Origin of the sequence: Actinoplanes lobatus (assembly GCF_014205215.1) — a bacterium.
Classification (GTDB): Bacteria; Actinomycetota; Actinomycetes; order Mycobacteriales; family Micromonosporaceae; genus Actinoplanes; species Actinoplanes lobatus.
Genome location: NZ_JACHNC010000001.1, coordinates 598,593 through 624,532 on the forward strand (window position 1 = coordinate 598,593; position 25,940 = coordinate 624,532).

Sequence of the window (25,940 nt, forward strand, 5' to 3'; positions counted from 1 at the left end):
AAACCAACGAGGTAAGGGGCTGAGCACTCAGTGGGAACTGCTCGCAAGCACGCTGCGATTTTGCTTTCCTCGCTGCTGCTCGCCCTCGCCCTCCCGACGTCCGGAGCCTTCGCGGCGCCGCGTCACTCCTCCAAGGTCTCCGCGTCGTCGACGGCCACCACCACCAAGAAGGCCGCCGTCAAGAAGGCCACCAAGAAGAAGACCACCACCAAGAAGAAGGCCGCCACCAAGAAGAAGGCCGCCAAGAAGAAGGTCACCCCCAAGAAGGTCACCCCCAAGGCCTTGGCGCTGCCGAAGGCGCCGGTCAAGTCGGCCGCCGTGCAGGCGGTCACCCGGAAGACCCGGCTCGCCGCGGTGTTCTCCGCCAAGAGCATCAACTACTACCCGTCGAACGCCGGGTGGTCGGCGATGTGGACCGACTTCGACGCCGCCCGCATCGACGCCGACCTGGCGAAGGCCGCCGAACTCGGCGCCGACAACGTCCGCGTGATCATCTTCCCGCAGTCCTTCGGCTTCCCCCAGCCCAAGGCCGTGTACGCCGACCGGCTCCGCAAGTTCGTCAGCATGGCCGACTCGCACGACCTGACGGTCAAGTTCACCCTGTTCGACTGGTGGGCCGGCTACCAGGACGCGGCCGGTAGTGCCGCCTGGGCCAAGCAGGTGCTGGCGCCGTACGCGAACGACCCCCGGGTGCTGTCCGTCGAGCTGAAGAACGAGTTCGATGTCACCGACACGGCCGCCGTGGCCTGGGTGCGCAAGCTGATCCCGGCGGTTCGCACGGCCGTACCGAACATGCCGTTGACCCTGTCGGTGGACGGTGGCGCGGGCGCCGCCGGCCTGGCCCGGATCAAGGGGTCGCTGACGTCGACCCCGCTGGACTTCTACGACTACCACTTCTACGGCAACTCGGAGCGCGCCCACGCGGAGATCCGGCGCGCCCAGGCCGCGGTCAGCCCGTCCCCACTGGTGATCGGCGAGACCGGGCTGAGCACGGCCGGCAACAGCGAGGGTGGGCAGGCCGCGTTCCTGGCCCGGGTGTTCGAGGCGGCCCGGACGGCCGGGGTGAAGTCGGTGGCGCCGTGGACGCTGTTCGACTTCAGCCAGGGCGCGATCCCGTCGAACTCGCAGGTCTCCCGGATTCCGGCGCAGTACAAGTTCGGCCTGTACCGCGCGGACGGGACGGCCAAGCCCGCCGCCGCGGTGGTGCGCGCCGCCTGGGCCGGGCAGAAGCTGGACAACAAGGTCCTGGATCTCGGTTTCGAGTCGATCGAGCCCGCCTCGCCGTGGCGGCCGTACCTGTCCGAAGTGGGCACCGCCGTGCGGGCGAAGGGCGAGGGCCGGACCGGTTCGCTCGCGGTCCGGTTCCGGCAGACCGGCCGGTCCGGCACCAACGTGCCGTCGATCCGCGTCTCCCCGATCGCCCCGGTGACGGCCGGCGGCCGGTGGCACGCCGAGGCGTGGGCCCGCGGCGTCGACGTGACCGGCACCAACGAGATCGCGCTGAGCTGGTTCGACATCAACGACCGCTGGCTGGGCCAGACCAGTTCGAAGCAGGTCGCGAAGGGCACCAGCGGCTGGACGAGGCTGACCGTCGACGCGGTCGCCCCGGCCGGGGCGACCAGCGTCCAGCTTCACCTCAAGTCGGGTGACAACAGCGGCACGGTCTGGTTCGACGACGTCTCGATCTCCTGACCGGCGCCGATCCGGGAGAGCAGGCGGGCGTACGCGTCGACCGTGCGCCCCCAGGAGGACGGGTCGGTGTGCCGCCGCCCGGCCAGCCCGGCGGCCCGGACGATCGCCTGCCGCAGCGCGCCCGGGTCGGCGGCCGGCACCAGGACCGCGCCGCTGTACGCCTCGGCCGCCTCGACCAGGCCGCCGACCGCGGTCACGACCACCGGCAGGCCGTGGCTCATCGCGATGTGCAGCGGCCCGCTGGCCGAGCTACGCCGGTACGGCAGCACCACCACGTCGGCGTCCGCGAAGTACTCGTTGACCTCGGCGTCGGCCACGTACCGGTTGACGAACGAGATCCGGTCCCGCACCGGCGAGGTGGCGATCATCTCACCAGGCCGGGTCCAGCCCTCCCACGTCTCCCCCACCACGGTCAGGTGGTAGTTCGGGCCCAGCGACGCGAACGCCTCGATCAGATCCTCGAGACCCTTGTACGGCCGGATCGTCCCGAAGAACAGCAGGCGGCAGACGTCGGCGCCGGTTTCGCGTACCGGCCGGTCCGGCACGTGGTGGTCGAACGGGCCGTGCAGCGCCACCTCGCACGGCACCCCGTCCAGCCGGTACGCCTCGTCGAGCGCCGCCTCGTCGTACCGGGAGTGGACGACCACCCCGTCGGTGCGGTCCAGCATCGGGCGGATGCAGCGGCGCACGTACCGGGCCGCCCATTGGTGCCGGGCCTCCCCGGTGTCCTGCACCTCGTGGAACTCCACGATCACCCGGATGCCGAGGGCCCGGGCCGCCATGGTGAGGGCCAGGTAGGAGTGCAGGACCGTACCGGTCCACCACTGGAGCACCAGCACGTCCGGGCGGAACCGGCGCAGGAACGCCAGCGCCCGGAACAGGCTCGGGACGGCGTACCAGTCGATGCCGTCGAATACCCGTACGTCCTCGGAGTAGCGCAGGTCGGCGAGAGAGTGACCGACGCGCTCACGCCCGGGGTAGAGCCGGGCCGGCAGCAGCCGGCGCATCAGGATCGTGCCGACCTCGTAGCGTTCCGCCAGCGCGTTGCTGAGCCGGCAGGTGTAGTAGCTGATCCCGGAGAGGAACCGCCAGCCCGAGCCGACCACCAGGATGCGGGCCGGACGGTCAGTGGGGGTGGGCCGCGATGCAGGCACGGTAGACCTCCTCGATCTTCGGTACGACGCGGGCCGCGGTGAATTCGAGGCCACGCTTCTGACCGGCGGCCCGCAGCCGGGCGGCCAGGTCACGGTCGGTGAGCACGCGCAGCAGCGCGGTGTGCAGGGCGCCCGGGTCGCCGGGCGGGACGAGCAGGCCGCTCACCCCGTCCTCGACCACGTCGGGCAGGCCGCCCGCGGCGGACGCGACGAGCGGGGCGCCGGCCAGCATCGCCTCGACCGCCACCTGGCCCATCCCCTCCGACAGCGACGGCACCACCGCGGCGGCGGCGCCCCGCCAGGCGGCCATCACGCTGGGATGCGGCACATCGGTACGCATGTGGACGCCGTCCGGGACGGGCGGGGTGTCGTCGCGCGGGGTGCCGAGGCAGACCAGTTCGGGCGGCTCGTCCGGGCCCTGCCAGTCGGCGCAGAGCTTCTGGTACGCGTCGAACAGCACGTCGATGCCCTTGTGCGGGCCGAGCTGGCCGACGAACAGCAGGTAGGGCCGGTCCGGCAGCCACTCCGGCCGTGGGGTGTCCCGGGCCAGCGCGTCCAGGCCGTCCGGGACCAGGCTGGAGATCACCTGTACCGGCAGGTCGCCGGGCAGCCGGGCCAGGTTCAGCGCGGACGCCACCGACGACGAGATCGCGGTGAGGACGTCGATGCCCCGGTGCCGCTGGGCTCGCAGACCGGCGGTGAGCAGGGCGGACCTCGGTGTGCCGTACTGCTCCGAGGCGCACCGCACACACCGGCCCAGGGCCGGCCCGTCACAACGGCGGCCCTCCCTCGCGAACGTCTTGCGCACACACGTCAGCCCGAAGTCGTGGGCGGTGTGCACGTGTGGCAGCCCGTTCGGCCCGGAGTGCAGCGGCAGGTAGCTGTACATCAGCCAGTCGTGACTGTGCACCAGGTCGAACTCGTTGTCCCGCAGCACCCGCGCGATCTCCGCGGTGGTCAGCGGGTCGGCGACGGTCGGATGGAACGGTTTGCGGGGATCCCGGTTCATCCCGGGCAGCAGGGTGCCGGCGACGCTGCGGACGCGGAGCACGCGTACCCCGTTGATCATCTCGTCGTGCGGCGCCTGCGGCGTCGCCAGCGTGAGCACGGTGATCTCGTGCCCGCGGCGCACCATCTCCTCGCCGCTGGTGGCGATGCTGCGCTCCAGGCCGCCGATCACCGGCGCATAGAGATTGGACAGATGCAGGATCTTCATCGGGTTTCTCCGGGTCGGGGGCTCGCCGCCGGCTTGCTGCCGCTTCTCGAACCCACGGGGTACGCCGTGGGCACTCGTTCATTCGCCATCGCTCCCGTGGTCGCCGCTTTCCGGTCGAGCCCGGCCACGACCAGGAGGGCGGCCGCGGTCTGGCCGGCCAGCCAGGCCAGGCCGGCGCCGGTCACGCCGTGGGTGGGCAGCAGCAGCCAGGCCAGGACCAGGCAGGTCACCGCACGGATCAGGTTGAGGCGGCGGCAGAGCCGGAACTCGCCACGGGACCGCCAGTGCGCCACCGCCAGGTTCGCCACCGCGTCCGGGATCGCGGCCAGCACCAGGAACCGCAACAGCGTTCCGCCCTCGGTGGCGTAGGCCGTGCTGAACAGGCCGAGCACCAGATCGCCCCCGGCCAGCAGGGCGATCGCCGGGCCGCCGACCACGGCCGCCACCACGACGGCGGCGCGGGTGACGGTGACCTGGGCGGCGTTGGTGCGTTCCGCGTACAGGGCCGAGGCGACCGCCGGGGACACCATGAACAGCATCGAGGCGGTCATCCAGGCCAGGTAGAAGTGGGCGTTCGCATCGGCGCCCAGCCGGGCCGTGACCAGCACCGGCAGGAGCGCCGCCGGGCCGGCCTGGGTCAGGTTGATCAGATGATGGCCGGTGAGGGCGGCCCGCAGATGGGGCAGTTCGGCACGCAGGCCGGTGAGCCGCGCCCGCACCCCCGGGCGCAGCCGGCCCAGCGCGGCGACGATCGTGACCAGGCTGATCACCAGCGCCGGCACGGTCCAGGAGAGCAGCACCGCCACCGCGCCGTGGAAGCCTGCGGCGAGCACCCCGGCCAGGGCGACGATCTTGCCGCCGGACACGGCCAGGTTGCGCAGCAGCATGCCCGGCCCGGCCCGGTGGGCGACGTAGAGGTTGTCCAGCAGGGTGGTCAGCGTGACGGCGACCGCGGTGGCGATCAGCGCGGTCGTCGCACCCGCCCCGGAGAGGAACGCGAAGTTCCCGGACAGCGCCGGAACCACCATCGCGGTCACGGCCGCCGTGGCCACGGTGGCCACCGAGCCGGCGAACAGGCCGGCGCCGACGATGCGGGACCAGCTTCCGGTGTCGGTGCCGGGCAGGCGCTGGATGAACATGTGCCCGGCGCCCAGGTTGGCGACCATGCTGACCGCGGTGGCGGCCGAGATGAGTGCGGTCGCCGGGCCGACCTGGTCCGGCGGGACGGTCCGCGCCGCCAGCATCCAGTAGAGATAGCCGAGACCGCCGGTGCCCACCGTGGTCGCCATGATCAGCAGGCTGTTCCAGGCCAGTGAGTCCCCGGACAGCCGCCGGGCGGTGGTCATCAGCATGCGGTCCACTCCTCTGCGGCCTCCGGGCCACGGATCTTCTCCAGGACGGGGGCCGAGCTCTGCCCTGCGGGAAACGGGCCGGTGAAGCGGCCCCGGAAGCCCGGGCGGCTCACGCCGGCCGTGGCGTCCCCGGTGGTCGCGTCCGCGGGAGCGGCAGTGGTGTCAGGGATGATCGCCGTACCTCCGGTGCCCGGGTGATCGGCGCCGGGAACGGCGGCCGTCGCTCCCGGCGCGGGACGATTTCCGCCGTCGGCATCCGCGCCCGCCCGGTCGGCGCCGTCGCGGGTCCGGGGCCGGTGCCCACCGGCATCCGGCCGGGCGCCGGCGCCGTCCCGGGTGCCCGGCCGGTGATCACCGGGAACGGCGGCATCCGCGCGGGCGTGACCGGCGTCGTCACGGGCGCCCCGACGATGACCGCCGGGAGCCGTCGCATCGCCGGCATCCCGGCGGGCGTGAGCAGCGCCGTCGCGGATGTGGGCATCTCCCCGATCGACGACCGCGGCATCGGCCGGGGCCGGGCCGGAGTCGCCGTGCCTGGCGCCGGAGGAGGTGTGCCGGCCCCGGCAGGAGGCGGAACGGGTGAGCGCGGACAGGCCGCGGGCGTAGAAGCCGGTGCTGATCGCGCCGACGCTGATGCCGATCGCGTGGAGGCAGCCGTCCGGGGGAAGGGCCGGGATGTGGACGGTCAGCGAGCGGACCGTGTCGGCGGCCACCGTCAGTGGTTCGCTTGCCACGACCCGGCCGCCGACCCGCAGCCTGAGCCGGGTGGTGGTGTCGGCCAGGCCGGCGCTGGCCACTCGGACCGGGATGGACAGGCCACGGGCCGGAACGGTGACCGGGCGGTTGATGGCGGCCGCCCAGCCGCTCAGGGCGATGCTCAGGTAGCCGGGCTCGGCGGGGTGCGGCGCTTTCAGATACCCGCGGACGGCCACCGCCCCGACGGCCACCGCCAGCAGCACCGGGACGCCGACGATCGCGGCCGTCCGCGCGTACCCCGGCTCGTGGTTCTGACCATCCGCCGAGGCCGCGGCCCCGGCGGAAGAGTGACCGGCGGAGGGCTGGGGGGCCGGGGCGGTCGTGTGGCCGCGCTGGGACGGCAGGGTGGCCGGAGCGGCGGCGCCGCGGGTGGTCGAGCGTTTCCGCAGGAGAGCGGCCCCGGCGAGGAGCGTCGCGGTGGTGGCGGCGCCCGCGGCCAGCGGGACCGGGCGGACCTGGTGCCCGGTGAGGTGCAGCAGCAGCGCCACCAGCGGCAGGGTGATCAGGCCGTTGACGGCGGACAGACCGGCCCGGACGGCCGGCAGCGAGGTCTCCGCCGGGCGGCCGGGCAGGGCGCGGATCCAGAGTTCGCCGATGGCGTGGAGCGCCACGAGGCAGAGCGGGGCGGCGAGCCAGGGCCGGCCGTCGGCGGCGAGTGCGCCGCCGAGGCCGGCGTACGCGAAGATCAGCGGCCGGATCATCATGCCCCCCTGCGGACGCGCTGGCCCAGGCTGTCGAAGTCGAAGCGGTAGATCGCCACGTGCGGCCCGTCGTAGATCTTGATCAGCCAGGGCAGGGTGTCGAATTTGGTCAGCTGGGACCGGGTGAAGCCGGGTTTCCCGTTGTGCGGGATCGGCTCGTTGTTCTCGAAGTAGATCTTGATGTCCGGCACCTGTTCGGCCATCCGGCGGTCCACCACGAGGTATTCGAAGCGCCAGGTCCGGAGCTGCTCCAGGATGGCGGCGGGCATCGGCCTACCGGGCTGGGCGATGTACAGGTCGTAGGCGCGGAAGCTCTCCGAGCCGGTGGTCGGCTCCTGCTCGCCGTACGATCCGAAGATCAGCCCGGAGTAGCGGTCGGCGACCAGTCGCGCGCCGCGGCCCCGGGTCTCCAGCAGCCAGCGGGCGGCGGCCATCACCTCGGGGGTGGCGGCCCGGGTGTCCGAGCCGAAGACCGGCGGGCCGGGCATGCGGTAGGCGGGGTTCATGCCGGAGGCCGTGTTACCGATCATCACCAGGGCGCACCCGGTCAGCAGCAGGGCGCCGGCCGGGCCGGATGCGGTCAGGCGCGAACGGCCGATCGGCCGGCGCGCCCGGTCCAGCAGTGCGATGATCAACGGGGCGACGGCCAGGGCCATGCCGAGGTAGCTGAACGCCCAGGAGCGCCGTGCGCCCTCCGCCCCGGAGGGCGTGAGGATCAGCAGGGTGGCCGGGAAGTAGAGGGCGCCGAGCAGCAGCATGGCGGCCGAGAGTGCCCGGGTGAGCGGTTCGGCGCGACCGCGGCGGCGCCACCAGAACAGCCCGGCGCCGACCGCGGCGAACAGGGCGAACCCCGGGGCGGCGAACGCGGCCTGCTGCTCCCACCAGGGGGCGATCGACTGGCTGAACAGGGTACGGCTGCCGGAGCCGCCGCCCGCCATGCCGCCGAACTGGTCGAGCGCCCGACCCAGGTACGGCTCCAGGTAGCGGCCGGTGCGCGGGGATACGACGCCCATCCAGATCGCCACGGTCGCGCCCGTACCGATGGTGAGCAGCCATCCGGTGCGGGCCGGGCCGGACAGCGCGCGGTCGCGCCAGGCGGCGACCGTGCAGCAGAACGCGACCAACCCGAACATGCAGGTCAGCCAGATCGCGGTGAGATGGTGGGTGGCGGTGATCGCCACGGCCATCACCAGCGTCAGCGCGAACCAGCGGGCGCGGGCCGCCCGTCCGTGGGGGCGGACGGCGCGCAGCCCGGCCGCCAGGGCCCAGATCATCACGGCGATCGCCAGCGACTCGTAGCCGAGCTGGGTGTCGAAGTAGAGGAACGAGCTGTTGAGGCTGTAGATGATCGCGGCCGCGGCGGCGATCCGCGGGTCCGGCCAGAGTTGTCCGGCCAGGACCACGACACCGAGCACCACCAGTACGTGGGCCAGCATCAGCACGCACAGGGCGGCGTGCCAGACGGTGAGGTCGGTGAGCGAGGCCAGCGAGGCGACGGTGGCGTGCAGGCCGGGGTAGTCGCCGATCACCCGGACGATCGGGTTCTGCTGGAACAGCACGCCGTCGAGGAGGATGTCCCGGCTCTGTCCCCAGTGGGCGTACTCGTCGTGGAACAGCGGTCCGGTGGGGTTGCGCAGCAGCTTCGGCAGGTAGGTGAAGCAGGCGTAGCCGATCAGGACGGCCAGCCGGAGCCGGTCGTCCGAGCCGCGGCGGATCCCCCAGTACGCCGCCGGCAGCGTGAAGACCAGCATCCCGCCCCAGAACCAGGTGAACGCGCCGTCCTGTCCCCATTCGGCCCGCCGGTACGCGATGACGAGCGCAGCGGCCCCGACCGCGGCGGCGATCGTGAGGCTGGCCCCGGCGACGGCCGCCCCGGCCCAGGCGCGCCGGGGCGGCTCGGGCGGCCGGTCGTCCCGCCGGTCGGTGGTACGGCCGACCGTGGCCGATGCGCTCGCCAGTTCACTCATGAGGTGACGGCACCTGCCGCGGGTGCCGTGCGGTGGGTCACCGCGGCGTACACGTCCCGGGTCGCACCGACCACGTCCGGCCAGGTCGGCAGGATCGCGGGCCGGGTGCGGCCGGCGGCCGCGGCCGCGGCGAGCGCGGCCGCCAGCGCGGTCTCGTCGTCCGGGTCGGCGAACCGCAGCCACGCGCTGTCCCCGGCCAGTTGCGCCACCTCACGGTGCGCCGGGATCGGGGTGGCGACGGTGGGCAGCCCGGCGGCGAGCGCGTCGGCCACCCCCATCCCGAACGCCTCGTACGCGGAGGCCGACACCGCCGCGGACGCGCTCGAAAGGCAGGCCTCGAAGGCCGCGTCGTCGAGCCGCCCGTGGAAGACCACCCGCCCGGTCAGCCCGAGGTCGGCGGTGAGCTGCCGCAGCCGGTCGCCGGCCGGGCCGGTGCCGACCACGTCGAGGCGGTGCTCCGGGCCGAGCCGGGTCATCGCCCGGATCACCCGGTCCACCCGCTTGTACTGCTCCAGCCGCCCGACGCAGACGATGCGCCGGGTTCGGGGCGGCCGGGTGCTGGGGGCCGGCCGCGGGTCGGTGCCGTTCGGGATGACCACGATCCGGGTGGCGACCGCCGGGAAGTCCCGCAGCACCAGCTCACGTTCGGCGGAGGTGACGCAGACGACGGCCGAGGCCCGGTGCATGACGGCACGGCCGAGCGGCCGGTAGAGCGGATGCAGTGCGGCCCGGAAGCGGGTGTGCCCGGTCCCGTGGTAGTGCGGCGTGAACACCAGCGGAGTCCGGTTGCCCAGGGCGGCGCAGAGCGCGGCCAGGGCGTGGTAGCTGTGTGCGTGCAGGACGTCGTACTCGGCGGCGTGGGCACGCAGCCAGCGCCACAGCGGGACGGAGAGCCGGTAGTTGCCGGCCGGGACGGTGAGCGGGAAGCGGCGTACCACCACGCCGTCCACGTTCTCCACCGAGCGGGTGGCGTGCTGGGTGATCACCTCGACGTCGTCGCCGGCGGCGATCAGCCCCGCGCAGAGCCGCTTGACATGGGTCTCCACCCCGCCGATGTCGGGGTGGTAGGCGTTCGAGACCACTCCGATCCTCATCGGGCGGCCCGATCCTTGGCCCGGCGTCCGGCCTTGGTGCGCTTGGGCCGCCACTCGCGGGCGATGGTGCGCAGCACCCGCATCCCGTCGGTGAAGGCGTTGAGGTTGCTGACGCCGTGGATCCGGGAGTGCTCGAAGCTGGCGACCTCCACGATGGCCAGGTCGGCCCGGGCCGCGCGCAGGTTGAGCAGGGTCTCGATCTCGAAGCCGTCGCCCCACAGCCGGCCGTCCGTGTTGTTCGGGGCCGGGGAGGTGCTGTCCAGGTCGAAGACGTCCAGGCAGTGCGCCCAGAACGCGTTGTAGCCGTAGCAGAGGTCGCTGTACCGGGTTCCGAACAGGACGTTGACCAGCATGCTGAGGCACTTGTTGCCGGCCCGGCGCAGCCGGGTGATGTCGGCGCTGCCGCCGGCGCCGTGGAAACGGGACCCCTTGGCGAAGTCGGCGCCGTCGCGCAGCGCCTCGACGAAGCTGGGGATCTCCAGCGGGTCGGTGGACCCGTCGGCGTCGATCATGACGATGATGTCGCCGGTCGCCTCGGCGAATCCGCAGGCCAGGGCGTTGCCCTTGCCCTTGCGGTTCTGCCGTACGACGCGGATGTCGGGACGCAGCCGGCGGGCCACCGCCACGGTGTCGTCGGTGGATCCGCCGTCGACCAGGACGATCTCGTCCAACTCCGGAAGCCGTGCGAAGACGTGCGGCAGGTTTCGGGCCTCGTTCAGCGCGGGGACGATGACGCTGACCCGTGGCCGTGCCTCGGCATCGCCCTCGGGCGGGGTCGCCGGAATCTTGATCTCGATGTCGGTGGCGGTCAGGGACATGACGTCGCCGGTCTCGTCGGGGAGCACACGGTTGGCCGTGGGCATGGCTGTCTCCGATCGGGGCATGGTGGGAGTCGGCCCGGTGTCCGGGCCGGAGCATGGTTACGGGCCGGGGCGCGTGCGCCCCGGCAGGAAGGCAACGGGTGTCAGGCCCGCGGCGTGCTGACGGCCCAGTCGTAGACGTCCTGGCGGGAGGTCACGTCGCCGGTGGCGCCGGTGAACCCGATCCACCCGTGGGTCACACCGGTGGTCTCGGCGACGTCCACGCTCTCGTCGAGCAGGAGCTCTTCGGTGGCGCCGGGCGCGAGGGCACGGACGTGGGCGGTGATCCGTTTGGCGTCGGCGTCGTAGCGGATCCGGGCCCGGAACGGCTTGCCGAGCAGCGGGATCGAGGGCTCGGCGGCGGCGATGTGCTGGTCGGGGTTACCGCCGAGCGTCACCGCGACGTGGTTGCTGTTGGGGTCGGGCGTGTTCTGGTAGGTGTCGAACTCCACCGCCACGCTGCGGCTGATGCCCCGGTAGGCGAGCCCGCCGCCCCAGCCGCCGAGCACCCGCGGGCCGATGCCCTGCACCACGAAGGCGATGCCGTCGGCGCCGGTCCGGCCGACGCCGCGCAGGCGCGCCGTGAACTCGACCTCGAACGAGCGGGTCAGGTTCAGCGGCTTGACCAGCCAGGCCGATCCCATCTGCTTGAAGCCGTCGTTCGTGAGCCGGACGATGGGCTTGCTGTCACCCTCGCGGTGGACCAGTTCGGCCGTCCCGCTGAGCGACAGCTCCCGGTCCGGCCGCGGCTTGCCGTCGGCCGCGAACGCTCCTCCGGATTGCGCCACGGCGGCCATGGAAAGCAGGACGGAGGCCCAGAGAGCGCCCCGCGCCACTCGGGACGAACGAGAAAAACGCACGACATGCTCCGTTTCAGCGGATTTGCCCGACTTAGACTTGGCCAAAGCTAGGACAGTCCGCGAAGCCGCGTTAGCGAGTCTCCGTTATTACCCCCGGATGGTTTCGCCCCTTAGGGGAACCGTGCGTAAGCGACCCATCGCCGATAGTAGGCAGTAATGGGCGGTTTTCCGGCGGGGTACCGGCGAGTAACAGGCCCTAGCGCAGCAGGCGCTCGCGTTTCGGATCGAACAGGGGCTCGGCCGTCACGGTGGCGAGCAGCCTCCGGTCGAGATATCCGATCTCCACCTGCGTGCCGGGGACCGCCAGGACGGACGGCAACCAGGCGTACGCGATGGGCGCCGCCACCGAACATCCGTACGCCGCGCTCGTCACATGGCCCACCACGAACCCGCCCGCGTACACCGGCTCACCACCCACCGGGACCTCCCCGGTCTCCGCCAGCACCAGGCAGGCGCTGCTCCGCTCCGGATCGGCCTCGTCCTCGTCGGTGACGTCGGTCCACCGGAGCCGGTGCCCCTTCTCCATCCGCATGCCGTCCCGGGCGAGGCGGCCGGCGGCGACCAGGCCGAGCTCCCGGCCCGCCTCCCAGAGGGTGTCCCACAGCCGGGGCCCGTACCCGGCCTCGGCCCAGATCTCCCAGCCCAGCTCGCCGGCGGCGGAGATCCGCAGCAGGGTGACCGGCGCCATGCCGAGGTGCCCCTCCCGCGCCTGGAGGTGGCCGAAGGAGGCGAGGTCGACCGTGGTGAGCGGGGCCAGCAGCTCCCGGGCAGCCGGACCCCACACCGCGAGCGCGCAGGTGCCGGCCGAGACGTCGCGCACCGTGACGCCGGGCGGGACGGCGCGCAGCAGCCGGTCCAGGTCGAGCGGGCCGTTGGCGCCGATCAGGAACCGGGACCCGGCGAGCCGTGTCACGGTGACGCCGCCCCGCGGCCGGATCGTCCCGACCGGGATGTCGGCGCCGGCGGCGAACGGGCCGGTCACCTCGATCCGGGTGAGCGGGGTCAGGTCGAACAGCCCGACCCGGCGGCGCGTCAGCCGGGCCTCGGTCTCGGCGATCGGCGACCAGTGCCGGCCCGACCACTCGTCACGGGTGACCGGCGGGTCGGGGGCCGGGTTGGACGCGTACCACAGCGGGGTCTCCCAGCCGCCCTCCTCATCGAACACCGCGCCCAGCTCGGCCTGCCGGGAGTGGAAGGGCCCGATCCGCAGGTCACGGACCCCGGGCGGGTCGGCCGGGTGGGCAGGCCGCTGCTCGTCGGCGAGCCGGCGGACCGCGCGGCGCCGCACGTACTCCGGGGAGAGCCGGCCCGGATCGAACCGGTTGAGATCGCACTCGTGCAGGTCGATCGCGGAACGGCCGTCGACGATCCACTCGGTGAGGGCCTTCGCCGCGCCGGCCGAGTGCGCCACCGGAACGGCCTCGGCGACCCACAGACCACGCGGCTCCCGGGCCTCGCCGAGCAGCGGAAACCCGTCCGCGGTCACCCCGAGCACCCCGTTGTACGCCTCGTCGAGGGCGGTCCCGCGCAGGGCCGGGATCAGCTCGGTGGCCGCCGTCCAGGACTGCCGGAAGGTGTCCGGGGTGAACGGCAGCATCGCCGGGTGCGCGTCGCCGGGCAGGTCACCGAGCCGGACCGGGCGCGGATCGGGCCGGACCGCGCCGATGCCCAGCCGGTCGCCGTGCGCCCGCAGGTAGAGGCCACGGTCGGGGTGCCGGACGATCGGCAGGGAGTCGCCGGCGCCGGCCGCGGTGGTTCGCACGTACTGCTGGACCATCGGGACGATCGGCCGGCCGGTGGCGCCCCAGAATCCGGTGCAGCTCACCACCAGGGCGGCCGGGAAGGTCTCGTCCTCGGCCGTACGCACCCCGGTGATCCGGCCTTTATCGGTTAGCAGATTGGTGACGCGCCTATTTCCGATAAACCGGGCGCCGCGCGCCGTGGCGTTCGCGGCCTGGGTCTCGGCGGCCCGGACCGCCTCCACCAGACCGTCCGACGGGACGTGCAGACCGCCCAGGACCAGCGACTTCTCCAGCAGTGGGAAGAGGGCGAGACAGCCGGCCGGGTCGACGACCGCGGAGTGGACCCCCCACGCCTCCCCGAACCCGTGCCGCCGGTGCAGGTCGGCCAGCCGCTCCGGGGTGGTGGCCAGTTCCAGTCCGCCGACCGGCGAGTAGCAGCCGAGCCGTGCGTACTTCTCCGCGGTGTAACGGGCCAGCCTGGTCATGGTCCGCGACGGCGCGATCTGGGAGACCAGCCCGGGAGTGTGCGAACTCGACCCGCCGGTCTCGAAGAGCGGCCCCTGCTCCAGCACGGTGACATCGGTCCAGCCCCGCGCGGTCAGCTCGTCGGCAATGGCACAGCCGGTGACGCCCGCGCCGATGATCACCACCGCCGGGCCCGGCACCGGTCAGCCCGCCGGGCTCAGCGGCGCCGTCCAGCGCAGGTGGGGATGACGGGGAATCGATCGCAGCCGGGCGTGCCGCCGGGCACCGAACCGGCGGGTCACCAACCGAATCTTCTGGGCCCGCGGCCGCACCGGCTGATGGAGCGCCATCGTCGAAATCACCGTTCTTCCCTCCACTCATGCGAGGCCACGGCCACACTGTGGGACAAGGATCTTCACGTCCGGGGCCGAGGTCAATGGGCCGAGCCGTCTTTTACATCTGTGCAACAAGCCCGGCATACTGCCCGGGTGCGCCATCCGTTCCTCGACGGCCCCGGCCCGCTCGCCTTCGCCCATCGCGGCGGGGCCGCGGCCGGTGACGAGAACACCGCGGAGGCCTTCGAGCGGGCGGTCGCCATGGGCTACCGGTACGTGGAGACCGACGTGCACGCCACGGCCGACGGGATCCCGGTCGTCATCCACGACGCCGAACTCGACCGGGTCGCCGGCCGGGCCGCCCGGGTCGCCGATCTGACCTGGGCCGACCTCGCCACCGTACGGGTGGGCGGCGCCGCCGCCGTGCCCCGCCTCGACGACGTGCTGAACGCCTGGCCGCGGATCCGGTTCAACATCGACGTCAAGTCCGACCTCGTGGTCGAGCCGGCCGTCGCCGCGGTCCGGGCCGCCGGCGCCGAGGACCGGGTGCTGCTCGCCTCGTTCAGCGACGCCCGGCTGGCCCGGGTCCGGGCGCTCGGCGGACCGAAGATCGCCACCTCGCTGGGTATGCGCGGGGTGGCCCGGCTCCGGATCGCCGCGACCGCCGGGGTCCGGGTCCGCCTGCCGGAGTCGGTGGCCGCCGCCCAGGTTCCGGTCCGGCACGGCCGGATCACCCTGGTCACGGCACGTTTCGTGGGCTATCTGCACCGGCTCGGGCTGCACCTGCACGTGTGGACGATCGACGATCCGGAAGAAATGGTTCGGCTGCTCGAAATGGGCGTGGACGGAATCATGACGGACCGCATCGAGGTACTTCGCGACGTCTATGCGGCGCGCGGTTCGTGGTCCGGCTGAGGAGTTGGCCGCTCACAGACTGTTCCGCTAACCTCCCAGTTCAGCGGCATCTGCCCAAGATCGCATGAACCCACGACATCATCCGAACGGATGATGCTGGGAGTTCAAGACGGTTCCCATATTTTTTCTTTAAATTCACCGTAAGAATTCCTCAAATCTCGGCGCGGAATTGCTTTCTGTGAGACGCGTCCCTAACGTCTGCGGCGTCCGGGAATTTGGGGAAAAGAAGGTCTCGTCATGCGAAGCTCGGGTCAACGACGCACCCGGCTGTTGGCCGCCGGTGCCGTACTCACCGCGATCGGCGGCGTCATCGGTTTCACCCAGCTCGCCTCGGCCGCCGACGAAAGCAGCACCAAGGCCGGCGAGAGCGGGGCCGGGAAGGTGGTCGGCAACAACCTGACCATCCTCACCGACACCTGTGTGGACAGCAACTTGCCGGCACACGACGGCTTCCAGCGCGGCGAACGATGCGTGTCCACCGAGTTCGGCGAGGTTGGCGTGGCCGCCAACAACCCCACCCTGCTCATCACCCGGGCACCCGACGACGTCACCGTCGGCACCCCGTTCACGCTCCAGGTCAGCACCCGCAACCTGATCCGGGATCGCTTCCTCGCGGCCGGCCAGGGCGGGTACTACGTGGAGAGCAGCGTTCTCCAGAACGGCCTGGTCCGCGGCCACTTCCACACCGCCTGCCGGATGCTGACCAGCACCGAGGAGGCGCCCGAGTCCGCACCGGTGCCGGCGTTCTTCGTCGCCACCGAGGACCGCCGCGGCGGCGCCGACCCGGACACCGTCACCATCCAGGTGCCGGGCCTCCCGCAGGAGGGCACCGCACAGTGCTCGTCCTGGGCCGGTGACGGCTCGCACCGGATCCCGATGATGGAGCGCGCCAACCAGACGCCCGCCCTCGACTCCGTCCGGATCACCGTCCGGGCCGCCAACGGTGGCCAGAACGGCGGCGGGAACAACAACAACGGCGGCAACAACGGCGGCGGCCAGAACAACAACGGTGGCGGCCAGAACAACGGCGGCAACAACAACGGCGGCGGTCAGAACAACGGCGGCGGCAACAACAACGGCGGGAACAACACCAACAGCGGTGGCGTCACCCCGACCACGCCCCCGACCAGCGCGGCGCCGACCACCAAGACGACCACGAAGCCGACGACGAAGCCGACGACGAAGACGACCACCGCGACACCGAACCGCACCACGGTGACCGCGACGCCGCGCACCAACTCGACGACCACCACGACCGGCGGCGACGACGAGACCGCGGGCACCTCCAACAACGGCGGGACCGCCACCTCGGAGCCGACGGAGGAGACCACCACCGGTACGACCGGCGGCTCCGGCAACGAGAACGAGAACTCCGGCAGCGACGAGACGACGGCGCCGACCAAGAAGCCGACCAAGAAGGCGACGGCCCAGCCGGAGTTCGACCCGGAGCCCGAGGCGACCGAGACCGACGGCCCGGCGCTCGCCGCCGACCCCGGCAACGGCGCGCCCGACGAGCCGGAGAGCACCTCCGACACCGTGGTGGCCGAACCGCCGGCCCAGCAGAGCGGCCCGATCGCCCTGGTCAGCAACAACCTGGCGTGGATCGGCGGCGGCGCGGTCCTGGTCCTGGTCGGCCTGGTCATCGCGGCCTTCATGCGGACCCGGCCCCGTTCCTGGAACTGACCGGCGCGAAGCAACGTAGGGAGGGGCGGGACCCGATCGGGTCCCGCCCCTCCCTCATACGTGAGTGACAAGGATCACCGCGCGGCCTTTCATGATCGCGACCGGGAGCCGTTGAGCGGCGGCGACCGATACGGGGAGTGTCCGCCGATCGGTGTCCGAGTTCGCTTCCGGGTGAGAAAATTCCAGGAAACCTGAGGCCGGGCGGTAGATCGCCGCGAATAAGGGTAGCCTTACCTGCCGAGATCAGTCCCACCGGCAGTGAGGTGCAGTCATGGCGAACAGACCCGCGCGACCGTGCCACGAGGCCGTGGTCACCCGGGTGGAGCAGCTGACTCCGCACATGGTGCGGGTGGTGGTCGGCGGTGACGCTCTGACTCGGATCCAGGCCGGGCAGTTCACCGACCACTACATCAAGGTGCTCTTCCCCCAGGCCGGCGTGGACTATCCGGCGCCGTTCGACATGGGCCTGATCCGCGAGTCGATGCCGCGTGAGACGTGGCCCGTCGTGCGCACCTACACGGTCCGCCGATGGGCGCCCGAAGCCGGCGAGATGTGGGTCGACTTCGTGGTGCACGGCGACGAGGGCGTCGCCGGGCCGTGGGCGGCGCGGGCCCGGCCGGGCGATCCGTTCCGGTTCATGGGGCCGGGCGGTGGCTACGCGCCGGACGCCTCGGCCGACTGGCACCTGATCGCCGGCGACGAGAGCGCCATCCCGGCCATCAGCGCCGCCCTGGAGCGGATGCCGGAAGGTGCGCCGGTCCAGGCGTTCATCGAGGTCGCCGGGCCGGAGGAGGAGCAGAAGTTCGACTGCCCGGGCGACGCCGAGATCACCTGGCTGCACCGGGGCGGGCGGCCGGTCGGCGAGCCGCTCGTCGCGGCGGTGCGCGGGCTGGAGTTCCCGGCCGGACGGGTGCAGGCGTTCGTGCACGGCGAGGCCACCTTCGTGCGTGACCTGCGCCGGCTGCTGCGGGTCGAGCTCGGCCTGCCGATGAGCCAGCTCTCCGTCTCGGGGTACTGGCGCCGCGGCATGAACGAGGACGGCTGGCAGTCCAGCAAAGCCGAGTGGAATGCGCAGGTCGAACGCGAGCAGGAGCCCGCGACCGCCACCGTGTAAGGAGTGTGACGCCCGGCACTCAATACCATGGTGCTGGTGCTGATCAAGCAGAAGACCCATCTCGGGGCGCTCGTCGCGCTCATTCTGGCCGCGGTCAACCTGCGGCTCGCGGTCACCAGCATCGGGCCGGTGCTCACCGAGATCCGGACCGGGCTGGGCATGAGCGCCACGACGGCGGGACTGCTCACGTCCGTACCGGTGGTCTGTTTCGCCTTGATCGGCCTGGCGGCGCCCCGCCTGGCCCGGCGTTTCGGCGCCGCGCGGGTGATCCTCGGTGGGCTCGTCCTGCTCACCGTCGGCCTGGTGGTGCGGCCGTACACCGGCGCGCCCGCCCCGTTCCTGCTCTTCAGCGCCGTGGCGCTGGCCGGGATCGCGCTGGTCAACGTGCTGCTGCCGTCGATCGTCAAGGAACGCTTCCCGGACCGGGTGGGCACGGTCACCGGCCTCTACTCGGTGGCGCTCAACATCGGCGCCACCACGGCCGCGGCGGCCACCGTGCCGCTCACCGGCGCGTTCGACGGCGACTGGCGGCTCGGTCTCGCCTGCTGGGCGCTCGCCGCGGTGGTCGCCCTGCCGCCGTGGCTCCTGCTGGCCCGCTCCCGGTCCGCGACCCCGCAAGATCAAGATCAGACCCCGTCTCCGGTACGGGTGAGCCGGCACCCGGTCGCATGGGCGCTGGCCGTGTACTTCGGCATGCAGTCCACCTCGGCGTACGTGATCATCGGCTGGCTGCCGCAGATCTACCGCGACGCCGGCCTGTCCGCCTCGCTGGCCGGCATCCTGTTCGCGGTGACGTCCCTGCTCGGCGTGCCGTTGTCGTTCCTGCTGTCCGCGTACGCCGGCCGTCTCCGCTCACAGAGCGGCATCGCGGTGGCGCTCGGCCTGTTCGGCATCGCCGGCTGGACCGGCCTGTGGTTCTCGCCGGCCGCCGCCCCGTGGCTGTGGGCCACCCTCCTCGGCGTCGTGAACGCCGCCTTCCCCCTGGCCCTCACCATGATCGCGCTGCGCGGCCGCACACCCGCCACGGTGGTCCGGCTGTCCGCCTTCGCCCAGAGCGTCGGCTACCTCATCGCCATCCCCGGCCCGATCGTGGTCGGCCTCCTGCACGAGGTCTCCCACGGCTGGCGGCTCCCCCTGGCCCTGATGATCGCCCTGATGTTCCCCCAGCTCACAGCCGGCTACTTCGCCGGCCAAAACCGCCAGCTCTAGCCCTCCCCCTCCCCCGCTCTCCCTCCGCCCTCCCGCCGCCGCCGACCTTGGACGCTTCCCCACCCCATCCGGTAGCCAATCGCCCAAGATCGCCCACGCTCACGCTCGCCGACACACCCAACGTGACCTTGGACGGTTTGCCACCTCGCCCGGCAACCAAGAGCCCAAGATCGCCCACGCTCACGCTCGCCAACCCCGCGCTACACGACCTTGGACGTTTGACCACCCCATCTGGTCGCCAATCGCCCAAGATCGCCCACCACCCGCGCTCGCCGACACACCCAACGTGACCTTGGACGGTTTGCCACCTCGCCCGGCAACCAAGAGCCCAAGATCGCCCACGCTCACGCTTCCCAACCCCGCGCTACACGACCTTGGACGTTTGACCACCCCAACCGGCAACCAAACGTCCTAGATCGCCCACCGCCTGCCCTCACTGACACCGCGTAGCGCGATCTTGGACGTTTTGTCGCTCCATGCGATGGTCAAACGTCCAAGATCGCCCACGCTCACGCTCGCCGACACGCGTAGCGCGATCTTGGACGGTTTGCCACCTCGCCCGGTAGCCAAAGGCTCAAGATCGTCCACGCTCGCGCTTGCCAACCCCGCGCTACACGACCTTGGACGTTTGACCACCCCAACCGGCAACCAAACGCCCTAGATCGCCCACCGCCTGCCCTCACTGACACCGCGTAGCGCGATCTTGGACGTTTTGTCGCTCCATGCGATGGTCAAACGTCCAAGATCGGCCTTGGCGGGTGGTGACGAGTGAGTGAGTGGGAGGAAGTGGGATGCCTCAAGGGGCGAGGAGGGCGGTGAGGGCGGAGCCGAGGCGTTCGCGCCAGCAGAGGCGGTCGTGGCCGCCGGCGAACTCGGCGTAGGAGAGCGGGTAGCCGCGGGCCAGCAGGACGTCGCGGAGGCGGCGGTTGGGGCCCAGCGTCACCCACTCGTCCAGGCCCACCTCGACGTGCCAGTGGACCGGGCGGCGTTTGGTGACGGCTAGATGGTGGGCCAGCCACTCGGCCTCCTCGTCGCCTGGGGTGTGGCTCTTCCACCAGAAGGCGCCGGACTGGCTCAGTACGTTGCCGAAGCGGTCCGGGTGGGTGACCGCGGTGAACGCCGCCATCAGGCCGCCCAGGCTCTGCCCGGCGATGACGGTACGGGCCGGGTCGGTGGTCGGCGCCAGGTCACGGCCCGCGGGTGATGACGGGAGGGCGGCCAGGAAGGCGGCGTGGCCGGGGTCGCAGGCGTACTCGGTGGAGCGGGTGGCGTGGTCGGCGCCGTCCGGGAGCAGGGCCACCACCGGCGGGATGCGGCCGGAGGCGATCAGGTTGTCCAGGATCGGGGCGACCGGCAGCAGCGTGCCCCACAGGTCGCCGTCGAGCAGGAGCAGTAGCGGGTACGGCCCGGCGGCGACCGTGTGTCCGGGCGGCCGGTAGCGCCACACCCGGCGTCCGTCGACCGTGGCCTCGTCCAGGATCCCGGCCGGCGACGCCGGATCGGGCCGCCACCAGCACGGCTCCGGCGCGGCGGCGGGCGCCGCGGCGACCGATTTGTGCGGCGGCCGCTCCTGCGGAAACGTCACCGGGTTGAGCGGGTCGGGCACCCCGTTCGCCGCGACGGCCTGCAGCCGCACGGAATCGGCTGAGGCCACGAAAGCCCGATGGCCAGCGGGGCCGCCGGGCTGCGGGGCCCCCGGGCCGTGATCGGGCGCGATGTGTCCGGCGCTGGGATCGGATGCGATGTGGCCAGGGCTGGGGCGGCCAGGGCCAGGGCCAGGGCTGGAGCCAGGGCCAGAGCTGGGGCCAAGGCCAGAGCTGGGGCCAAGGCCAGAGCTGGGGCCAAGGCCAGAGCTGGGGCCAAGGCCAGAGCTGGGGCCAAGGCTGGGGCTGGGGCTGGGGCTGGGTGCGATGTGGCTAGGGATGTCAGCGGGGATGTGGTCGGGGGCGAGGTGGTAGGTGGCCTGCCAGTCGTCTCGGACGCGGTAGGTGAGGTGCCACAGGTCGGTGCCGGGCATCTTCCGCATGCGGGAGCGGTCCAGGTCGGCGCGGTCAACGAGTTTGTTGACCAGGGCGAGGACGTCGCGGACCGGTCGGGTCTCGCGCCAGACGAAGGTGATCAGGACCGCGTCGCCGTCCTTCTCGATCAGGGGTGCGCCGTCGCGTTCGATGTCTGCCCAGAACCGGGCCAGGGTATCCGGGCCGGCATTCCGTAACGCCTCGATGCGCGGGCTCTCGGCGATGACCGGAGGTGACGGTCGGGGCACCTGCGGCGGCACCGAGGTGATCGGCACGCTCGTCGACATCGGACAACCTCCACGGCAGGGCTGTCTCAGGCGGTTCGAGACAGCCCTGAGAGTCGGCTGAAGGGTGGGACGGCCCGGTGCACCGAGACCGAGGAAGTGCCGGCACACCGGGCCTGAACAGGGCCGCCCGGAAGGTCAGGCGGTGGGGGATGAGCAGGTGGGTCAGGCGGTGGAGGGATGAGCAGGTGAGTTAGGCGGTGGAGGGATGAGCAGGTGAGTTAGGCGGTGGGGGGGTTAGCAGGTGGGTCAGGCGGTGGGGGTCAGCAGGTCGGCGGTGAGTTCGGCGGTGGGGGCCACCACGCCGCAGCGGGTCTGGATGTGCCGGAGGGCGTCGGCGTGGTGGGCGGGGCTGAAGTCGGCGATCGCGTCGGTGACCACGAACGGCTTGATGCCGCGCATGAACGCGTCCAGCGCGGTGGCCAGGACGCCGATGTGGGCGTACACGCCGGTGACGATCAGCTGGTCGCGGGAGCCGAGCCGGTCGGCCAGGTCGGTGCCGACGAAGGCGCTGTAGCGGCGCTTGGTCAGGACCACGTCGCCGGGGGCCGGGCGCAGCGCCTCGGTGATGGCCAGGGCATGCGGGTCGGCGGGCGGGCCGTCGCCCCAGAAGTCCTGGAGCAGGCCGCGTTCTTCGCGGGACTGGCCGCCGGGCTGGGCGGAGAAGAACACCGGGATCCCGGTGCGGGCGGCGTGTTCCCGCAGTGTGGCGATGTTGTCGACCACCTTGGACAGCAGCGCGTTGTCGGCGGTGCCGAACGGGGCCAGGAAGTAGTTCTGCATGTCGTGCACGAGCAGCGCGGCCCGGGACGGGTCGACCCGCCAGTCGACCTTGCCGCCGGCCCGGCTGAAGCCACCGGGGATGTGGTAGGGGGTGATGCGGGGAAGCATCAGGCTGTTCCTTTCGATGCGGCGAGTTCGCGGAGGAGGGCGCGCAGTTCGCGGCGGCTGGTCTTGCCGACGCCGGTGACCGGGAAGCCGTCCACCACCCGGAGCCGGTCGGGGATCTTGAAGGTGGCCAGGCCGCGGTCCCGCAGGTGCTCGCGGATGTCACGCAGTCTCGGGGCGGTCATCCCGTCCTTGACCACGACGAACGCGCAGCTGCGCTCGCCCAGGTAGGTGTCCGGCACCGAGACGACGGCGGCGTCGTGTACGGCCGGGTGGGTGAGCAGGTGGTCCTCGACCTCCTCGGCGGCGATCTTCTCGCCGCCGCGGTTGATCTGGTCCTTGGCCCGGCCTTCGACGACCAGGTAGCCGCCGTCGAGCCGCCGGACCAGGTCGCCGGTGCGGTAGAAGCCGTCGTCGGTGAACGCGGTCCGGTTGTGCTCGTCGGCCCGCCAGTAGCCGCGGATCGTGTACGGCCCGCGGGTCAGCAGGTGCCCGACGGTGCCGTCCGGCACCGGGACGTCGGAGTCGTCGACCACCAGCACCTCGTCGTCGGGGGAGATCGGCCGGCCCTGGGTGTGCAGGACGACGTCGTCGCCGTCGTCGAGGCGGGTGTAGTTGACCAGGCCTTCGGCCATGCCGAACACCTGCTGGAGTTTGCAGCCGAGCACCGGCTCGACCCGGGCGGCGACCGAGTCGAGCAGTTTCGCCCCGCCCACCTGGAGGACCTCCAGGCTGGGCAGGCCGGTGCCGAGGTTGGCCGCGGCGTCGAGCCAGACCAGGGCGAGCGGCGGTACGAGGGCCGCGATGGTGACCTGTTCCCGTTCGATCAGCGGGAACACCCGGGCCGGGTCGGGCGTGGTGGACAGCACCACCTTGCCGCCGGCGTGGAAGACGCCGAGGACGCCGGGCGACGACATCGGGAAGTTGTGTGCCACCGGCAGCACCACGAGGTAGGAGCTGTCCGGGTCGAGTTCGCAGATCTCGGCGCTGGCCCGGACGCTGTAGAGGTAGTCGTCGTGGGTCCGCGGGATCAGTTTCGGCAGGCCGGTGCTCCCGCCGGAGAGCTGGAGGAACGCCAGGTCGGAAGGGCCTGGACCAGCAGGAAGCGAAAAGACGGAAGAGGTGTAAAGAGATTCGAGGGCGGTGTGCGAACCCGGGTCGCCGGCCACGATGAGCTTGGCGGTGCCGGCCACCGGGGCGAGCGTGCGGTGGTCGAAGCCGTCGTACACGTCGGTGGTGATCAGCGCGACCGCGGACGTGTGCGAGCAGAAGTAGCCGATCTCGGCGCCGCGGTGGGCGGGCAGGGCGAAGACGGGCAGCGCCCCGAGACGGAACAGCGCGAAGATCACGTCGAAGTAGGCGGCCGTGTTCGGCAGTTGCACCACGACCCGATCGCCCCGCCGTACCCCGAAATCGTGCAGGCCCGCCGCGAGGCGCAGGGCGCGCTCGTGGAGTGACCGATAGCTGACCCGGGCGTCGCCGTCGATGACCGCATCGCGGTCGCCGAACTTCTCGGCGGCCGTGCTGAGCAGGTCGAACAGGGTCTGACCGGTCCAGTAGCCGAGTTTGCGGTACCGCTCGGCGAAGTCGTCAGGCCACATTGAACACTCCCAGGGCGGTCAGCATCGTGCCGAGTTTGGCGGTCGTCTCGGCGAGTTCGGCGTGCGGGTCGGAGGCGGCCACGATGCCGGCTCCGGCGTACACGTCGAGGCCCTCCGGCCCGGCGGTCGCGCACCGGATGGTGACCGCCCACTCGCCGTCGCCGTCGGCGTCCGCCCAGCCGACCATGCCGGCGAAGAAGCCGCGGTCGAACGGCTCCAGCTCGGCGATCGCCCGGCGGGCCGCGGCCGGCGGGGTGCCGCAGACGGCCGGGGTCGGGTGCAGGGCGGTGGCCAGGGCCAGCGAGGACACGTCCGGGTCGACGATCTCGCCGGTGATCCGTGAGCCGAGGTGCCACATGGTCGGGGTGGCGGTCAGCGTCGGCTCGGACGGCACCCGCAGGTTCCGGCAGTACGGCCGCAGCCCCTCGGCCACCGCCTCGCTGGCGAACGTGTGCTCGTGCAGGTCCTTGGCGGACTCCAGCAGCCCGGCAGCCCGGCGGGCGTCCTCGGCCGGGTCGGTGCTGCGCGGGATGGACCCGGCGAGCGGGTTCGCCGAGACGGTCCGGCCGTGCCGTGCCACCTGCAGTTCGGGGCTGGCGCCCAGGAGCGTGCGGCCGCCACCGAGGTCGATGCCGAAGGTGTACGTGCCGGCGCCGCCGTACGCGAGGGCGCGCACCACCGGGGCCGGGTCGAAGCCTGGCGCCGCCAGCCGCAGCGCGCGGGCCAGCACGACCTTGGTGTACACGCCGGCCTGGATCTCCTCGACCGCCCGGGCCACCGCGGCGACGTACCCGGGGTCGGGGATCGGCGGCAGGCTCTCCCGTGCGGCCGAGGCGGCCGGTACGGCGGGCGCGGCGCCGAGGACGGGCGCACGCCGCAGACGCCGGGGGACGACGAGGCGGGCCGGCGCGTCGGGCGCGAACGGGACGGCCCCGATCACGGTACGGACCGGGTGCCCGCAGGTTCCGAAGACGGCCGCGACCTGCTCCGGCAGGTCGGCGAGGCCGGACGTGTTCACCTCCGAGTGCACGCCCTCGGCGAGGAGGGTGCCGCGCGGCGACACGAACACCGACGACTGCCCGGCCTGGTAGGCGTCGAGCAGGTCGGCTCCGTCGAGGGTGGAGACTGCGACGGACACGGATGACTCTCCCTTCACCGGCAAAGGGTGGCCGGTCGGTGATCAGGCTCGGAGGGTGGCGCCGCCGTCGACGTACAGGTCGTGCATGGTGATGTGCCGCGCCCGGTCGGAGGCGAGGAACAGCACGGCGTCGGCGACGTCCTCCGGGGTGGCGATGCGCCCGAGCGGGATGCCGACCCGGAAGGTGGCCGGGTCGCCGTCGAGGACCGGTGCGGGTACGCCGTCGGTCCAGAGCTGCCGTTGCATCGGCGTGTCGGTGGAGCCGGGGGCGACCACGTTGCAGCGGATCCCGTACGGCGCCAGTTCGAGGCCGAGACACTTGGTGAACATGGTGCTGGCGGCCTTCGACGCGGCGTAGGCGGACATGCCGGAGCGGGGCACGCCGGCCGCGTTCGAGGAGACCGTGACGATGGCGCCGGAGCGGCGCGGGACCATCCGCCGGGCGACGGCCCGGCTGACGTGGAAGACGCCGGTGGTGTTGACCGCGAAGGTCTGCGCCCAGGCGTCGTCGGTGAGGTCGACGACGTCGCCCATGTGCAGCACGCCGGCCACGTTGACCAGCAGGTCGAGGGGGCCGAGGAGGCGCTCGGTGGCGTCCACGACGGCTTCCACCTGCTCGGCCGAGGTGACGTCGGCGACCTGCGGAAGGATGCCCGGGTACTCGTCGGCGAGGAGCTTGACGCCCGTCTCGGAGCGGTCGGCGGCGGCGACCCGGGCGCCTTCGCCGGCCAGCGCGACCGCGACGGCCCGGCCGATCCCCTGCCCGGCGCCGGTGACCAGGGCGGTCTTCCCGGCGAGGCCGGGCACGTTTTCCCTGTCCAGGGGCATGACGGCACCGCTCCTTAGGTTAGGTAAGCCTAACCTAGCATTGACGCCTGAGAGCGAGGAGAGGGGAT

At 72.3% G+C, this 25,940-nt stretch carries 18 protein-coding genes and 2 pseudogenes; 5 read left to right on the forward strand and 15 right to left on the reverse strand.

Annotated elements, in window-relative coordinates:
* Positions 1–60: 60 nt before the first annotated feature.
* On the forward strand, positions 61–1,692 hold the full coding sequence (locus BJ964_RS02595; protein WP_229806684.1) for a glycoside hydrolase 5 family protein: 1,632 nt from the start codon (positions 61–63) through the stop codon (positions 1,690–1,692).
* Here BJ964_RS02595 and BJ964_RS02600 read toward each other — a convergent pair.
* From BJ964_RS02600 to BJ964_RS48990, 9 genes are all read right to left on the reverse strand, one after another.
* Complete coding sequence (locus BJ964_RS02600) at positions 1,632–2,846, reverse strand: glycosyltransferase (RefSeq protein ID WP_229806683.1); 1,215 nt, start codon at positions 2,844–2,846, stop codon at positions 1,632–1,634. The genes BJ964_RS02595 and BJ964_RS02600 overlap by 61 nt on opposite strands.
* The gene (locus BJ964_RS02605; RefSeq protein ID WP_188119164.1) at positions 2,818–4,062 is read right to left on the reverse strand and encodes a glycosyltransferase family 4 protein; all 1,245 of its coding nucleotides are present in this window, start codon (positions 4,060–4,062) and stop codon (positions 2,818–2,820) included. The genes BJ964_RS02600 and BJ964_RS02605 overlap by 29 nt, the downstream gene beginning before the upstream one ends.
* On the reverse strand, positions 4,059–5,414 hold the full coding sequence (locus tag BJ964_RS02610) for a lipopolysaccharide biosynthesis protein (RefSeq protein ID WP_188119165.1): 1,356 nt from the start codon (positions 5,412–5,414) through the stop codon (positions 4,059–4,061). Before BJ964_RS02610 ends, BJ964_RS02605 begins: the two co-directional genes overlap by 4 nt.
* A complete protein-coding gene (locus tag BJ964_RS02615) occupies positions 5,408–6,871 on the reverse strand; it encodes a hypothetical protein (RefSeq protein ID WP_188119166.1) in 1,464 nt (487 codons plus the stop codon). Before BJ964_RS02615 ends, BJ964_RS02610 begins: the two co-directional genes overlap by 7 nt.
* Positions 6,871–8,838, reverse strand: a complete 1,968-nt coding sequence (locus tag BJ964_RS02620; RefSeq protein WP_188119167.1) for a DUF6541 family protein — start codon at positions 8,836–8,838, stop codon at positions 6,871–6,873. Before BJ964_RS02620 ends, BJ964_RS02615 begins: the two co-directional genes overlap by 1 nt.
* A complete protein-coding gene (locus BJ964_RS02625; protein ID WP_188119168.1) occupies positions 8,835–9,932 on the reverse strand; it encodes a glycosyltransferase family 4 protein in 1,098 nt (365 codons plus the stop codon). The genes BJ964_RS02620 and BJ964_RS02625 overlap by 4 nt, the downstream gene beginning before the upstream one ends.
* Complete coding sequence (locus BJ964_RS02630) at positions 9,929–10,795, reverse strand: glycosyltransferase family 2 protein (RefSeq protein ID WP_188119169.1); 867 nt, start codon at positions 10,793–10,795, stop codon at positions 9,929–9,931. Before BJ964_RS02630 ends, BJ964_RS02625 begins: the two co-directional genes overlap by 4 nt.
* 101 nt (positions 10,796–10,896) lie before the next feature.
* A complete protein-coding gene (locus tag BJ964_RS02635; RefSeq protein WP_223149811.1) occupies positions 10,897–11,589 on the reverse strand; it encodes an L-type lectin-domain containing protein in 693 nt (230 codons plus the stop codon).
* Positions 11,590–11,848: 259 nt separating this feature from the next.
* Entirely contained in the window at positions 11,849–14,059 is a 2,211-nt protein-coding gene (locus BJ964_RS48990) for an FAD-dependent oxidoreductase (RefSeq protein WP_188119171.1), read from the reverse strand.
* A gap of 288 nt (positions 14,060–14,347) precedes the next feature.
* Between BJ964_RS48990 and BJ964_RS02645 the strand changes: the two genes are divergently transcribed.
* The 4 genes and pseudogenes from BJ964_RS02645 to BJ964_RS02660 all read left to right on the forward strand — a co-directional run bounded on the left by BJ964_RS02645 (position 14,348) and on the right by BJ964_RS02660 (position 19,115).
* Positions 14,348–15,109: a glycerophosphodiester phosphodiesterase family protein gene (locus tag BJ964_RS02645; RefSeq protein ID WP_229806682.1), complete on the forward strand. Its 762-nt coding sequence runs from the start codon at positions 14,348–14,350 to the stop codon at positions 15,107–15,109.
* A 387-nt stretch (positions 15,110–15,496) separates the two neighbouring features.
* Positions 15,497–16,042 (forward strand): annotated as a pseudogene (locus tag BJ964_RS47710) (Pecanex-like protein 1); the annotation flags it as partial.
* A gap of 1,021 nt (positions 16,043–17,063) precedes the next feature.
* The gene (locus tag BJ964_RS02655) at positions 17,064–17,906 is read left to right on the forward strand and encodes a siderophore-interacting protein (protein ID WP_188119174.1); all 843 of its coding nucleotides are present in this window, start codon (positions 17,064–17,066) and stop codon (positions 17,904–17,906) included.
* Between the two features lie 36 nt (positions 17,907–17,942).
* Complete coding sequence (locus tag BJ964_RS02660; RefSeq protein WP_239163863.1) at positions 17,943–19,115, forward strand: CynX/NimT family MFS transporter; 1,173 nt, start codon at positions 17,943–17,945, stop codon at positions 19,113–19,115.
* 796 nt (positions 19,116–19,911) lie between these two features.
* Here the strand turns inward: BJ964_RS02660 and BJ964_RS02665 are convergent.
* The 6 genes and pseudogenes from BJ964_RS02665 to BJ964_RS02685 form a co-directional block, all read right to left on the reverse strand.
* Positions 19,912–20,769 (reverse strand): alpha/beta hydrolase, encoded by an 858-nt coding sequence (locus BJ964_RS02665; RefSeq protein WP_229806681.1) that lies wholly within the window; start codon positions 20,767–20,769, stop codon positions 19,912–19,914.
* A 294-nt stretch (positions 20,770–21,063) separates the two neighbouring features.
* Positions 21,064–21,420 (reverse strand): annotated as a pseudogene (locus tag BJ964_RS49485) (enterochelin esterase domain-containing protein); the annotation flags it as partial.
* Between the two features lie 246 nt (positions 21,421–21,666).
* Positions 21,667–22,308, reverse strand: coding sequence for an isochorismatase family protein (locus tag BJ964_RS02670; RefSeq protein ID WP_188119177.1), 642 nt, complete (start codon positions 22,306–22,308; stop codon positions 21,667–21,669).
* Complete coding sequence (locus BJ964_RS02675) at positions 22,308–23,906, reverse strand: (2,3-dihydroxybenzoyl)adenylate synthase (protein WP_188119178.1); 1,599 nt, start codon at positions 23,904–23,906, stop codon at positions 22,308–22,310. The genes BJ964_RS02670 and BJ964_RS02675 overlap by 1 nt, the downstream gene beginning before the upstream one ends.
* Complete coding sequence (locus tag BJ964_RS02680) at positions 23,896–25,044, reverse strand: isochorismate synthase (RefSeq protein ID WP_188119179.1); 1,149 nt, start codon at positions 25,042–25,044, stop codon at positions 23,896–23,898. Before BJ964_RS02680 ends, BJ964_RS02675 begins: the two co-directional genes overlap by 11 nt.
* Before the next feature lie 42 nt (positions 25,045–25,086).
* Entirely contained in the window at positions 25,087–25,872 is a 786-nt protein-coding gene (locus BJ964_RS02685; protein WP_188119180.1) for a 2,3-dihydro-2,3-dihydroxybenzoate dehydrogenase, read from the reverse strand.
* Positions 25,873–25,940: the final 68 nt, after the last annotated feature.

Coding starts and splice junctions, on each gene's coding strand:
- BJ964_RS02655 (WP_188119174.1), top strand. CDS start 17,064: ATGGCGAACAGACCCGCGCGACCGTGCCACGAGGCCGTGGTCACCCGG.
- BJ964_RS02670 (WP_188119177.1), bottom strand. CDS start 22,308: ATGCTTCCCCGCATCACCCCCTACCACATCCCCGGTGGCTTCAGCCGG.
- BJ964_RS02625 (WP_188119168.1), bottom strand. CDS start 9,932: ATGAGGATCGGAGTGGTCTCGAACGCCTACCACCCCGACATCGGCGGG.
- BJ964_RS02630 (WP_188119169.1), bottom strand. CDS start 10,795: ATGCCCACGGCCAACCGTGTGCTCCCCGACGAGACCGGCGACGTCATG.
- BJ964_RS02635 (WP_223149811.1), bottom strand. CDS start 11,589: ATGGCCGCCGTGGCGCAATCCGGAGGAGCGTTCGCGGCCGACGGCAAG.
- BJ964_RS02610 (WP_188119165.1), bottom strand. CDS start 5,414: ATGCTGATGACCACCGCCCGGCGGCTGTCCGGGGACTCACTGGCCTGG.
- BJ964_RS02675 (WP_188119178.1), bottom strand. CDS start 23,906: ATGTGGCCTGACGACTTCGCCGAGCGGTACCGCAAACTCGGCTACTGG.
- BJ964_RS02685 (WP_188119180.1), bottom strand. CDS start 25,872: ATGCCCCTGGACAGGGAAAACGTGCCCGGCCTCGCCGGGAAGACCGCC.
- BJ964_RS02615 (WP_188119166.1), bottom strand. CDS start 6,871: ATGATCCGGCCGCTGATCTTCGCGTACGCCGGCCTCGGCGGCGCACTC.
- BJ964_RS02620 (WP_188119167.1), bottom strand. CDS start 8,838: ATGAGTGAACTGGCGAGCGCATCGGCCACGGTCGGCCGTACCACCGAC.
- BJ964_RS02605 (WP_188119164.1), bottom strand. CDS start 4,062: ATGAAGATCCTGCATCTGTCCAATCTCTATGCGCCGGTGATCGGCGGC.